We start from the raw sequence: 12,384 nt of genomic DNA, 5'->3' as shown, positions 1-12,384 counted from the left end.
GAATGGGTGACATGAGCAGCGAAGACATCACCGTGGTGCATCTGATGCGGCACGGCGAGGTGCACAACCCCGACGGCGTGCTCTACGGGCGCCGGCCCGGCTATCACCTCTCCGAGCTGGGGCGGAAGATGGCCGACCGGGTGGCGGAGCACCTCGCGGGGCGGGACATCACGCATGTCGTCGCCTCGCCGCTGGAGCGTGCGCAGGAGACCGCGACGCCGATCGCCGGTGCGCACGGCCTGGAGCTGGCCACCGATGAGCGGCTGATCGAGGCGGCCAACGTCTTCGAGGGGAAGACCTTCGGGGTCGGTGACGGTGCGCTGAAGAAGCCGGGGAACTGGAAGTACCTGACGAATCCGTTCCGGCCCTCCTGGGGCGAGCCGTACCTCGAACAGGTCGTGCGGATGATGGCGGCGCTGGGTGTGGCACGGGACGCGGCGCGCGGGCACGAGGCGGTGGCGGTCAGCCATCAGCTGCCGATCTGGATCGTGCGCAGCTTCGCGGAGCGGCGGCGGCTGTGGCACGACCCGCGGAAGCGGCAGTGCACGCTGGCCTCGCTGACGTCGTTCACCTTCCACGGCGACAAGATCATTTCGGTGGGGTACAGCGAGCCCGCGCGCGACCTGGTTCCCTCCCATCTTCTGGCGGGCGCCAAACCGGTCAAGGGAAAGGCCAAGGCTTTCGGGGCCTGACGGCGCATCACTTGGCGGAATGTCACGTCACGGCAAAATGACATATCCAAGCGAATAACTCGGGACCCCGACGCTCGACATGCCCTCCTCTCCGTTGTCCGTTTATATGGATATTGAGTTCGGCGAGCACGGATGGGGACGAGGGTATGCGCGCGATCAGTCGGCGAAACCTGCTGGGTATGGGAGTCGGTGCAGCCGCTGCGCTGGGCGTCGCCGGCTGCTCGTCGACGGACTCGGATCGCGCGGGGGCGGACAAGCAGCGGGTCAAAGGATCGGTCCAGGCCCGGGCGAAGCTCATCGGTGACGGTTCGACAGCATATTCCGGCGCGCAGCCCCATCAGCCCAAGGCACCCGAACGGCTCGAACCCGGTCAGGCCCCGCCGCAGTTCGTGGTCTTTTCCTGGGACGGGGCCGGAGAGGTCGGCAACGGCCTCTTCCCCCGTTTCCTTCAGCTCGCCAGGGACCACGGCGCGGCAATGACCTTCTTCCTCTCCGGCCTGTATCTCCTGCCCGAATCCCAAAAGCACCTCTACTACCCGCCGAACAACCGGCAGGGCGCCTCCGACATCCCCTACCTCAGCGACCACCACATCAAGGAGACGCTGAAGTACGTGCGGGAGGCCTGGCTGGACGGCCACGAGGTCGGCACCCACTTCAACGGGCACTTCTGCGGCGAAGCCCCGACCTCGGTCAAGTACTGGACGCCCCGGCAGTGGCAGTCCGAAATCGACCAGGCGATGGACTTCGTCACGAAGTGGCGCACGAACACCGGCTTCACCGACCTCGAACCGCTGCCGTTCGACTACCGCAAGGAATTGGTCGGCGGCCGTACCCCCTGCCTGCTGGGCCAGAAGAACCTGCTGCCCATCGCTGAAGACCTCGGCTGGCGTTATGACGCCAGCTCGCCCGGCGGTATGCAGATGTGGCCGGGGAAGAAGAGGGGCCTCTGGGACTTCCCGCTCCAGCTGATTCCGTTCCCGGGGCACAGTTTCGAGGTGCTCTCGATGGACTACAACATCCTCTTCAATCAGTCGAAGAACTCCACGCACGCTCCGCCGGCCAACTACCCGGGCTGGCGGCAGCAGGCCACCGACGCATACATTTCCGGATTCCGCCGGGCCTACGAGACCAATCGCGCGCCGTTCTTTATCGGCAACCACTTCGAGCAGTGGAATGGCGGCATCTACATGGATGCCGTCGAGGATGCGCTCAAGCACATTGCCAATGAGCAGAACAAAGATGTCCGCCTGGTGTCGTTCCGGCAGTTCACCGACTGGCTCGACGCACAGGACCCGCAGGTGGTGAGCAAGCTCCAGCAGCTTCCCGTCGGAGCCCGGCCGAACGGCGGCTGGAAGTCGTATTTGTCGGTGGCCTGACGGATACCGCCGGGCGGCGACGGGCCGTCGGAGGGGGGCGCGGAAGATCCGGAATTGGCCCATGCGAAACTTTTCACATGAGTGCTTGCCGCGCCCCACGCCGCCTCACGAGCCGCCGCCGCATCACCCTGCTCGCCGCAGGGGCGGCGGCCGTGTCGCTGACGCTCAGCGCCTGCGGCGACGGCGCCTCCGGCGGCTCGTCCCAGACCCGGTTCGTCCAGGGCAAGAACGGCATCGACACCGTCACGAAGGACGAGCGGCAGCCGGCGCCCGATCTTTCGGGTGAGAGCACCGCCGGCAAGAAGCTGGACGTCGCCGACTACAAGGGCAAGGTCGTCGTCCTCAACGTCTGGGGATCATGGTGCGGGCCCTGTATCGCCGAGGCGCCGAACTTCGCCAAGGTCGCGAACGAGACCAAGGCCAAGGGCGTCCAGTTCGTCGGGATCAACACCCGCGACTCCGAGAAGTCGCAGGCCGTCAGCTTCGAGGAAGAGCACAAGATGCCCTACCCGAGCCTGTTCGACCCGACCGGCCGGCTGATGCTGCGCTTCCCCAAGGGCAGCCTCAACCCGCAGTCCATCCCCTCCACGATCGCCATCGACCGGCACGGCAAGATCGCCGCCCGCTCGATCGGCCCGCTCGCCGAGGACGATCTCCGCAAGATGATCACCCCGCTGATCGCCGAGAAGTGATCACGTGATCACGCTCGCCGCCGCCGCGGAGAACCAGACCGTCCTCAACGGGACCCTGCTCGCCGCCGTCCCCCTCGCGCTCGTCGCCGGACTCGTCTCCTTCTTCTCGCCCTGCGTCCTGCCGCTGGTGCCGGGCTATATGTCGTACGTCACCGGCGTCACCGGTACCGACCTCGGCGAGGCCCGGCGCGGCCGGATGCTGGCCGGCGCCGCGCTCTTCGTCCTCGGCTTCACCGCCGTCTTCGTCTCCGGCGGCGCGCTCTTCGGGTTCTTCGGCCAGACCCTGCAGCAGTACAAGGACGTCGTCTCGCGGGTCCTCGGTGTGCTGATGATCCTGCTCGGGCTGGCGTTCGCCGGAGTCCTCAAGCGCTTCGGACAGCGCGAACTGCGCTTCCACATGAAGCCCGCGATGGGACTGGCCGGTGCGCCGGTGCTCGGGGTGCTCTTCGGCGTCGGTTGGACGCCGTGCCTCGGCCCCACCTTCGCCGCCGTCAGCGCCCTCGCGTACTCCGGCGCCAGCGCCGGCCGCGGCGCCCTGCTCACCGTGGCGTACTGCCTGGGCCTGGGCGTGCCGTTCATCGTCGTCGCGCTGGCCTTCCGCCGGGCGCTCGGCGCCTTCGGCTGGGTCAAGCGGCACTATCTGTGGGTGATGCGGATCGGCGGCGGGATGATGGTCGCCCTCGGCCTCCTCCTCGTCACCGGCATCTGGGACAGCCTGATGTCCGAGCTCCAGAGCTGGACGCAAAGCTCCACCGTTGGGATCTGATTGATGTCCACCAAGACCGACACCCCCCGCGACCCGGGCTCCGCGGCCGACGCGGGCAGTGATCTCGGCGCGGCCGGATCCCAGCTCTCCACCGCGCCCACGGAAGACGTCACCTTCCCCTCGCTCGGCCCGCTCGGCTGGGCACGCTGGTTCTGGCGGCAGCTGACCTCGATGCGGGTCGCGCTGCTGCTGCTCTTCCTGCTGTCGATCGGCGCCATCCCCGGCTCGCTGATCCCGCAGACCAGCGTCGACCCGACCAAGGTCGACCAGTTCAAGGCCGACCACTCCACCCTCGCGGGCATCTACGACAAGCTCGGGATGTTCCACGTCTACAGCTCGGTGTGGTTCTCCGCGATCTACCTGCTGCTGTTCATCTCGCTGATCGGCTGCATCGTGCCGCGCAGCTGGCAGTTCGTCGGACAGCTCCGCGGCCGCCCGCCGGCCGCCCCGCGCCGGCTGACCCGGCTGCCCGCGTACACCACCTGGCGCACCGAGGCGGCCCCCGAAGAGGTCCTCGGCGCGGCGCAGCGGCTGCTGAAGAAGCGGCGCTTCCGCGCCCACCGGGACACCACCGCGATCGCCGCCGAGAAGGGCTACCTGCGCGAGGTCGGCAACCTCGTCTTCCACGTCGCGCTGATCGTGATGCTGGTGGCGTTCGCCGTCGGCGGCCTGTGGAAGTCCGAGGGCAACAAGCTGGTCACCGAGGGCGACGGCTTCGCCAACAGCCTCACGCAGTACGACGAGTTCAAGTCGGGACCGTTCTACGACACCGACGACATGGACCCGTTCGGCTTCAAGCTCAACCACTTCGACGCGACGTACGAGCGGACCGGACCCCAGCGGGGCACCCCGCGCACCTACCGGGCGCAGATCTCCTACTTCCTGGGCGCGGACGGCAAGCAGCACCACACCGCCATCGAGGTCAACAAGCCCCTCGACATCGCGGGCAACCGGGTCTACCTGCTCTCGCACGGCTACTCGCCCGTCGTCACCGTCAAGGACGGCCGCGGCAAGACCGTCTTCCACGGTGCCACGGCCTTCCTGCCCGCGGACCCGAAGAACCTCACCTCGACCGGGGTGGTGAAGGTGCCCGGCGCACAGACCAAGAATGGCAAGCGCAACCAGCTCGGCTTCCAGGCCATGTTCGTCCCGACGTTCGGCGGCCGCGGCACCGGCTCGATGTTCTCGCAGTTCCCGGCGCTGGACTTCCCCGTGCTCTCGGTCAACGCGTACCACGGTGATCTGGGCCTGGACTCCGGCCTGCCGCAGAGCGTCTACAAGCTGGACACCAAGCGCCTCAAGAAGTACCAGGACGGCAAGGGCGGCATCCTGAAGAAGATGCTGCTGCCCAAGGACCGTGTGGAGCAGCACGCGGGCTCCAAGAACAAGGCGGCCGTACGCGCCGCCGAAGCACAGACCACGATGAAGCTGCCGAACGGCGAGGGCTCGATCACCTTCGAGGGCGTCAAGAGCTGGGCCAGCTTCAAGGTCTCCCACCAGCCCGGCAACGGCCTGGCACTGACCGGCGCGGTCGCCGCCCTGCTGGGCCTGGCCGGGTCGCTGTTCATCCAGCGGCGCCGGATGTGGGTCCGGGCGGAGCAGGGCGCCGACGGCGTCACCGTGGTCGAGATGGCCGCCCTGGGCCGCAGCGAATCGGCCCGGCTGCCGGAGGAACTCGCCCAGCTTGCCGGGGAACTGTGGCCCGACGCCCCGCCCGCTGCCGACGCCCCCGACACCGACACCGACACCGAAGACCCCGCGGAGCCCACTGACTCTGACGGACCTGCTGACCCCTCCGAAGGAGCGCGCGCGTGAACATCGCTGCCGCAGCCAACGAGACACTGGCGCACAACAGCAACCTGCTGGTCTATTCCGCGATGGCGGTCTATACGCTCGCCTTCCTCGCGCACATGGCCGAGTGGGTGTTCGGCAGCCGCAGCAAGGTCGGCCGCACCGCCGCCGCCCTCACCGCACGGTCCACGGCACCCGTGACGGTCGCCGCCCGGAAGGCCCAGCAGGGGGGCGGAACGGCCGTACTGGAACGGCCCGAGGTCGTCACCAAGTCCGTCGCCGGCAGCCGCGACGTCCCCGACGGCCCGGGCGCCGCGGGCGACACCGAGAAGGGCGACCTCTACGGGCGGATCGCCATCTCGCTGACCGTCCTTGCCTGGGCGCTGCACGTGGGCGGCGTCGTCACCCGCGCCCTGTCCGTGGAGCGTGCCCCCTGGGGCAACATGTACGAATTCTCCACGACCTTCGCCGCGGTCGCCGTGGGCCTCTACCTCCTGCTGCTCGCGCTCGGGAAGAAGGTCCGCTGGATCGGGCTGCCCCTGGTCACCACCGTCCTGCTCGACCTCGGGCTGGCCGTCTCGGTGCTCTACACCGCCAGTGACCAGCTGGTGCCCGCGCTGCACTCGTACTGGCTGTGGATCCACGTCAGCTGCGCGATCATCTCCGGCGCGGCGCTCTACCTCGGCGCCGTCTCCACCCTGCTCTTCCTGTTCCGCGACGCCTACGAGTCCAAGCTCGCCGACCCGGCGGGCAAGCAGCCCGGCGCCTTCGCCTCGTCCGTACTGGAGCGGCTGCCCTCGGCCGCCTCGCTCGACAAGTTCGCCTACCGCGTCAACGCCACCGTCTTCCCGCTGTGGACGTTCACCATCATCGCGGGCGCCATCTGGGCCGAGGCCGCGTGGGGCCGCTACTGGGGCTGGGACCCCAAGGAGGTCTGGGCCTTCATCACCTGGGTCGCCTACGCCTGCTACCTGCACGCCCGCGCCACGGCCGGCTGGAAGGGCCGCAAGGCCGCCTACCTGGGCCTGATCGGCTTCGCCTGCTACCTGTTCAACTACTACGGCGTGAACATCTTCGTGACGGGCCTGCACTCCTACGCGGGAGTCTGACCCGCTACACGGGATTCCGATCCGCCCCGCGGAAGTCCGATCCGCCACGCGAGACTCGGACCCGCCACGCGAGACTCGGACCCGCACACTCCGCAGTGCCGTACGGGGCGCCCTCTTGCGAGGCCGGCCCGTACGGCACTGTCGTTTCACGGCGGATGGAACCGCCCGGTCAGGGGGCGGGAAGAGAGACGCCCGGTGACCGGGCGACCAGAGAGACGCCCGGCCCGCGCCCTAGTCGTCCTCGTCCTCGAAACTCCACCGGACGTCCACGTGTGCGGCGGGAGCAACCGCCCGCACGGTGTCGCGAGACCCCTGCTCGATCTCGTCGGACCAGGGGCCGAAGCGGGACACGATGATCGGGTAGTCGCTCTCCGCGAAGACCTCACCCGTCGATGTGTCCTCGGACACCGCCACGTCTTTCTCAAGATCGTGCTTGGTGAGGAACGCGGTCAGTGCCTCGGCGACACGCGCGGTCTCCTCTCCCGACTGCACACCGGACACACCGAGGCTGAGGCCAATGGATATCGACATGCGCCCAAGGTACTAGCGCCGCCTGCGCCGGCCGCGCTCCTGGCGCGGCGGCTGCTGTCCCGCGCCCGGCAGCGTCGGCTTCGGCAGATTCGCCACCTCCCACTGCGCCTCGACCAGCTGCTCGGCGGTGTCACGGGGCAGCCGCGGCGGGCGGTGCGCCCGGTGGCGGAAGCCGAACGCGGAGGTCAGATCGCCGAAAGCAGCCCGTCGCCAGTCGCTGATGTTGGGCTCTGCCACACCCGTCCAGCGCTCCAGGAACTGCAGCACCGAGGTGTGGTCGAAGGGGTCGCCGGCGGCCCAGCCGCCCACCGTCCACGGCGAGATGATCAGACACGGCACCCGGAACCCGCCGCCGATCGGCAGGCCCCGGACGAACTCGTCCTTGGTCCCGGCCGGCGGCACCGGCGGCGGCACATGATCGAAGAGACCGTCGTTCTCGTCGTAGTTCAGGATGAAGACGGTCTTGGCCCACAGCCTCGGGTTGGACGCGATCGCCTCGATCTTCCGGGCGACGTAGTCGGCGCCGGCGGCCGGCAGGTAGTCCGGATGCTCGGACTGGTGGCTCGTGGGGATCAGCCAGGAGACGGCCGGCAGCCGGTCGGCCCGGGCGTCGTCCTCGAAGGTGCCGGCCGGCTGCGCCCGCATCCCGCGCTCGTAGAGCGGCTCCCCGGGCTTGGCGTCCCGGAACGTCTGGAACTGCTCCAGCAGGTTGCAGCCGTAGTCGTCCTCCTCCTGGTACACCTTCCAGCTGATCCCGGCCGCCTGCAGCCGCTCGGCATAGGTCGTCCAGCGGTACGGCTTGGGCGCGGTGTTGTTCAGCACCGGACCGCCCAGCGTGCCGCCCGGGTCGAGGGTGCCGGTCATCCAGTACAGCCGGTTGGGCCAGGTCGGCCCGAAGACCGAGCAGAAGTAGTTGTCGCACAGCGTGAACGCCTCGGCCAGGGCGAACTGGAAGGGGATGTCCGCACGCGTGTGATAGCCCATCACATACGGCCCGTTGACACCGTCGGCCTTGCGGTGCGCGGGCAGCCAGCGGTCCATCTTGCCGCCGTTCCACGCCTCGTGCTGCACGGACCAGGCATGGCTGGTGGAGGGAATGGCCTGGGCGCTGGTGGTGTGCGTGTTGAGGCGGAACGGCAGCAGATAGCCGTCCGGGTTCCCCGCATCCGGCTGATGGAAGACCGACCGGCCGTCGGGCAGCGTCAGCGCGTCCGGGTCGGCGAAGCCACGGACGCCGCGCAGGGTGCCGAAGTAGTGGTCGAACGAACGGTTCTCCTGCATCAGCATCACGACGTGCTCGACGTCGTGCAGTGAGCCGTGACGTGCCGGTCCGGCGGCGACGGCCTTCTGCACGCTGGGCGGCAGCAGCGACAGCGCGGCGGCGCCGCCGACCGCGCCGGCCGCCGAGCCGAGGAGTCTGCGTCGGGTCATGTCGGGCATATGTGCCACTCTCCCTGAGTCGCGTGAGCCCTCAGTGGGCCGACATGACTGTGGCGGCGGCCGAGTTTCCCGGGCAGGGGGAGGTTGCTGAACGACGCATCAATTGGCTGTGAACGATCGAGAGTTGGCCGGGGACCGCTACGCTCCGTACGTCACACGAACCAGTGCCCGGCGGACCGTGCGGCGGCCCGAATTACGCGTTTGTGAAGGTGTATCAGGACACGCGGCCGAGGCCCGGAGTTCCCCCGGGTGCCGGGTAGGGGCGCTCCTCGGGCAGCAGCGCGGTGGCCGCCGCCATCTCCCCGGCACGCACCAGCGCATGGACCTCCCGGGCCAGCGGCGTGACATCCGTGATCGCCACCGTCCACTCATCGGCATACCGGCGCGACGCCTCCCCCGCCAGCCCCAGCTGCAGCGACCGGTACGGCAGCGCCTGCAGCCGCAGATCCCGCTCCGGATCCCACTGCACCCGCGCCGGCGCCCCCTTCAACTGCCGCTGCCAGGCCGCGCGGTCAGCGTGCTCGTCCGGCACGTAGTGCGACAGACAGGCATGCCGCAGCGCCCAGTCGAACCCGCCCCGGTCGATCTCGACGGCGAGCACGGTCTCCTGATCGGCCTTGGCGCCCCAGCCGCAGCGGTACATCATCCACAGGAACGACGGCTTGATCCATGTCATCCGCTCCCGCTTCCAGGCCGCAGGGAAGCGCCCGTCCCGCGCAGCCGGGAGGCCCAGCGCGGGGGAGTACGCCTGATAGACGGTGACGGTCCGTTCGGTGTGCAGGGCGCGGATACGGCGGGGTGGTTCGGTGGCGTGGGCGGGGGCGTGCGCGGCCTCTGCGGGGGTGGCGGGGGTGGTGCTCATGGCTGGTCATTCTGGTGGAGGGCGCGGCCCGGGGCCAGCGAATTGCGGGGCTGGGTGAGCGGGCCCCGGGGCCCCAAACGAGCCGGACAACGGCCGAGCCCCAGGCCGCCGACCTGGGGCTTTCGCATGGAGCGGTGGAAGGGACAGGGACCGGCGCTCCCGGCGCTCGGCGGTGCTCGGATACGGGTGCTCAGTTGCCTTCCGGCGGATCCGGTACCTGAGCAACGACCGCCCGGGCAGGGGAACGTGAGGTCGGCAGGGATGCTCCATGGCCGCCTTCGGAGTCCCACGCCGCAATCAGGGCCAGGTCGGCAGCCGCTGCGATCCGGCGTCGCTCCGCTGCCTCCATCAGGCCGCTCGCGGTAAGGGTGCCCAGCGGATCGGCGGCCTCGGCCATGAGCCGGGCGGCCGTGGCGGGACCGGTCTCCGGGGGGATCACCAGCAGATCCCAACGGCCGGTGTTGTAGGAGAGCAGCAGCAGCTTGTGCGGGTCCTGCTCCTCCTCGAACCAGCCGACACCCACCACATGCCCCTCGACGGGCACCTTCCGTGGGATGACCGGCCAGAACGTGGGGTTCACGGTGACATGGGTGATCCGTCCCCACAACGGGTCGAGGACGGCCGTCAGCGCGGGAAGTTCCGCCGTGAGGTCGCGGGAGCGGGGCCACCACGCCCCGTCGAGCAGGGCCGGAGAGGTGCCGGCCGGCGCCAGCTGGACCCGGAGGGGCAGCGAAGAGGTCCGGCCCTCGGTGGCAGGTGTGTACGGAACGGTCGCGGTCATGACGCGGACCTTGCCCCGGGCCGCAGGAAGCCGGCCCGGTGTCGTGAATCGCCGAAAACGACACGAGCTCGAAGGCCGGTGTGCGAAATGCTCTCGGTAATTCGAGCTTACTCCTGGTAAGAGCCCGGCGGACCGATGCGGAGCGAGCGGTTGAAACGGCCCGGGTGACGCGGTGAGAGACCGGCCCGCGGCTCATCCCTCCCGAGCTTTCCCCGGACACCAGCCCCGGGGCCTGAAGCCTGGAGCCTGTGGTGTGGCCGCCCCACGGATGCGGCAGCGGCAACCGGCCAACGGCCCCGGCGTAGACAACACCGGGGCCGCCCTTTCGGGCGGTGGCACGTGAGAGTGCACCGACCCACGCCCCATTTTACCGCCGCCGGCGCCTCATTTCCCGTGGCACGCGCTCTGCGGAAAGGCAGCGGTGGCAGGGGCCGGACGCCGCGGGCCGCGGGCGCCCGCGCACAGCGGACAGTCACGAGGCCACAGCCCACGCTGGGCCATTCGAGTGAGATGCGGTCCTCCCTCTACCCAAGGCCCGCCGGTGGCGCCTTAATGGCGATGATGAGTCCGGAGGCCGCCCATCCCTCCCGGTGACTCGTCTTGTGCCGATCGACCGGTAACGGTCAGCGGCAGTGCGTGATGGGTGCTCCATGGACGGCCGGTCAGTTGCCCCTACCGGTTGTTGACTGACCGTCAGTCAGTCTCTTGGAGTGCCGGCCTAGATCCACACAGACCTAGATCGCGAGGGCTCGGCATGGGCAAGGGTATGCAGCCGAACAGGCATCAACTGCTTTGAGTCGGGGTGAGCCGAATTCGGCTCATGGTGCCGACTCCGCTGAATCCGATCGGCCCGCTAAGGGCGGATCCCATGTGCAATCGGCCTCCCCGGGCCGCCGTCACACCCACGTGACCGATTCGGGCGACCACCCCGCCTTCCCAGGCGACTTTGCGGTTTCCCTCCGGCCCTGAGGCCGGACTCCCCCGGCATCCGCCACCGGCGACGGTCCTGCGCCACGCGTCCTGTGGTGCGACATCCCCCACGAGCACGCGGCGCCACCACTGACGCCTGACTGCGTTGGTCAGGCAGCTGTGGCGAGTGCGAAAAGCACGCTCGGCCGAAGCCCTCACATGCAACCCGGCGCGCAGCGGACGGCACAGCTCCCCCGTGCCCGAGGCGCCGGTCGCAGCGGTGCAAGCGCGCCGCTCTCCCACCGTTCCAGGGCGGCATCAGGGCTGCCCCGGAAGCCTTAGGAAAGGAAAAGCCACGATGGCAACCGTACCTCTGGGCACCGCCTCCACCTATGGGGTGCTCGCCAACACGGCGGTCACCAACACCGGCCCCACCGTGGTCGCCGGCGACCTCGGAGTGAGCCCCGCCGGTGCGGTGACCGGCTTCCCTCCCGGAACGGTCACCGGAACCATCCACCTGAACGACGCCGCCGCGGCGCAGGCCCAGGCCGACCTGCTGACCGGGTACGCCAACGCGCTGGTACGCCCGGTCACGGCCACGGTTCCGACGGAACTCGGCGGGACCACCCTGACCCCCGGCGTGTACAACTCCCTGTCCGGCACGTTCTCCCTCAACGGGACACTGACCCTGGACGCTCAGGGTGACCCGAACGCCGTCTTCGTCTTCAAGACGATCACCACGCTCATCACGGGAGCCACCGGCAACGTCACCCTCGTCAACCAGGCGCAGTCCGCCAACGTCTTCTGGCAGGTCGGCAGCTCCGCGACACTCGGCGCCGGCTCCACCATCAGGGGCAGCATCCTCGCCTTCACCTCGATCACCGCCACGACGGGGGCCATCGTGGACGGCCGGCTGCTGGCCATCGGCGCCGCCGTCACGCTGGACTCGAACGCGGTCACCGTGCCGGCCCTGTCCACCTGCCTGGTGGTGGTCCAGCCGGTGGCCGGGCCGGTGGTCGCCGGGCAACCGACCCCCGTGAGCGCTGTGGTGACCTGCAACGGTCTGCCGGTCGTCGGGGGGTCGGTGACCTTCACCGGTGGTGCGGTCCCGGTGACCGCCACCACCAACGCGGCCGGTGTCGCCACCGGAACACTGACCTTCAACACCGCCGGGCCCGCCACGATCACTGCCACCGTCACCGCGGCCGACAGCGGGTGCGCGTGCACCGGCGTCGTCTCCGCGCCCCTCCCCATCACCGTCACTCCGCAGCCGTCCTGCCTGGTGGTGGTCCAGCCGGTGGCCGGGCCGGTGGTCGTCGGGCAGCCGAAGCCCGTGTCCGCTGTGGTGACCTGCAACGGTCTGCCGGTCGTCGGGGGGTCGGTGACCTTCACCGGTGGTGCGGTCCCGGTGACCGCCACCACCAACGCGGCCGGT

General features: G+C 69.5%; 11 protein-coding genes. 7 read left to right on the top strand and 4 right to left on the bottom strand.

Going from position 1 to position 12,384, the window contains the following annotated elements:
* The first annotated feature begins 11 nt into the window (after positions 1-11).
* The 6 genes from ACF088_RS39960 (at position 12) to ccsB (ending at position 6,426) form a co-directional block, all read left to right on the top strand.
* Positions 12-692 (top strand): histidine phosphatase family protein, encoded by a 681-nt coding sequence (locus tag ACF088_RS39960; RefSeq protein WP_392380904.1) that lies wholly within the window; start codon positions 12-14, stop codon positions 690-692.
* 146 nt (positions 693-838) lie between these two features.
* A complete protein-coding gene (locus ACF088_RS39955) occupies positions 839-2,068 on the top strand; it encodes a hypothetical protein (RefSeq protein ID WP_392380903.1) in 1,230 nt (409 codons plus the stop codon).
* 77 nt (positions 2,069-2,145) lie between these two features.
* Positions 2,146-2,760: a TlpA family protein disulfide reductase gene (locus ACF088_RS39950; protein ID WP_392380902.1), complete on the top strand. Its 615-nt coding sequence runs from the start codon at positions 2,146-2,148 to the stop codon at positions 2,758-2,760.
* 4 nt (positions 2,761-2,764) lie between these two features.
* Positions 2,765-3,526 (top strand): cytochrome c biogenesis CcdA family protein, encoded by a 762-nt coding sequence (locus tag ACF088_RS39945; RefSeq protein ID WP_392380901.1) that lies wholly within the window; start codon positions 2,765-2,767, stop codon positions 3,524-3,526.
* 3 nt (positions 3,527-3,529) lie between these two features.
* On the top strand, positions 3,530-5,341 hold the full coding sequence (locus ACF088_RS39940; RefSeq protein ID WP_392380900.1) for a cytochrome c biogenesis protein ResB: 1,812 nt from the start codon (positions 3,530-3,532) through the stop codon (positions 5,339-5,341).
* A complete protein-coding gene (gene ccsB, locus ACF088_RS39935) occupies positions 5,338-6,426 on the top strand; it encodes a c-type cytochrome biogenesis protein CcsB (protein ID WP_392380899.1) in 1,089 nt (362 codons plus the stop codon). The genes ACF088_RS39940 and ccsB overlap by 4 nt, the downstream gene beginning before the upstream one ends.
* Positions 6,427-6,657: 231 nt before the next feature.
* On the opposite strand, the gene ACF088_RS39930 is transcribed toward ccsB, so the two are convergent.
* The 4 genes from ACF088_RS39930 to ACF088_RS39915 form a co-directional block, all read right to left on the bottom strand.
* Positions 6,658-6,957 (bottom strand): hypothetical protein, encoded by a 300-nt coding sequence (locus ACF088_RS39930; protein ID WP_392380898.1) that lies wholly within the window; start codon positions 6,955-6,957, stop codon positions 6,658-6,660.
* Between the two features lie 12 nt (positions 6,958-6,969).
* Positions 6,970-8,397, bottom strand: coding sequence for an alkaline phosphatase family protein (locus ACF088_RS39925; RefSeq protein WP_392380897.1), 1,428 nt, complete (start codon positions 8,395-8,397; stop codon positions 6,970-6,972).
* A gap of 214 nt (positions 8,398-8,611) precedes the next feature.
* On the bottom strand, positions 8,612-9,259 hold the full coding sequence (locus ACF088_RS39920) for a DUF4291 domain-containing protein (protein ID WP_392380896.1): 648 nt from the start codon (positions 9,257-9,259) through the stop codon (positions 8,612-8,614).
* A gap of 190 nt (positions 9,260-9,449) precedes the next feature.
* On the bottom strand, positions 9,450-10,040 hold the full coding sequence (locus tag ACF088_RS39915) for a DUF5994 family protein (RefSeq protein WP_392380895.1): 591 nt from the start codon (positions 10,038-10,040) through the stop codon (positions 9,450-9,452).
* 1,267 nt (positions 10,041-11,307) lie between these two features.
* On the opposite strand from ACF088_RS39915, the gene ACF088_RS39910 reads away from it, so the two are divergent.
* Positions 11,308-12,384: ice-binding family protein (locus tag ACF088_RS39910; RefSeq protein WP_392380894.1), on the top strand; the 1,077-nt coding region annotated here is incomplete at its 3' end.

It is taken from the genome of Streptomyces sp. NPDC015125, assembly GCF_043080045.1.
In the GTDB taxonomy this organism is placed as follows: Bacteria; Actinomycetota; Actinomycetes; order Streptomycetales; family Streptomycetaceae; genus Streptomyces.
Note: the sequence above shows the minus strand (reverse complement) of the source record. Positions and strands in the feature narration are given on the sequence as shown.

Bases quoted from the DNA above. Each gene is read 5' to 3' on its own strand.
- ACF088_RS39960 (WP_392380904.1), top strand. From the start codon at position 12: ATGAGCAGCGAAGACATCACCGTGGTGCATCTGATGCGGCACGGCGAG.
- ACF088_RS39955 (WP_392380903.1), top strand. From the start codon at position 839: ATGCGCGCGATCAGTCGGCGAAACCTGCTGGGTATGGGAGTCGGTGCA.
- ACF088_RS39950 (WP_392380902.1), top strand. From the start codon at position 2,146: ATGAGTGCTTGCCGCGCCCCACGCCGCCTCACGAGCCGCCGCCGCATC.
- ACF088_RS39940 (WP_392380900.1), top strand. From the start codon at position 3,530: ATGTCCACCAAGACCGACACCCCCCGCGACCCGGGCTCCGCGGCCGAC.
- ACF088_RS39930 (WP_392380898.1), bottom strand. From the start codon at position 6,957: ATGTCGATATCCATTGGCCTCAGCCTCGGTGTGTCCGGTGTGCAGTCG.
- ACF088_RS39925 (WP_392380897.1), bottom strand. From the start codon at position 8,397: ATGCCCGACATGACCCGACGCAGACTCCTCGGCTCGGCGGCCGGCGCG.
- ACF088_RS39920 (WP_392380896.1), bottom strand. From the start codon at position 9,259: ATGAGCACCACCCCCGCCACCCCCGCAGAGGCCGCGCACGCCCCCGCC.
- ACF088_RS39915 (WP_392380895.1), bottom strand. From the start codon at position 10,040: ATGACCGCGACCGTTCCGTACACACCTGCCACCGAGGGCCGGACCTCT.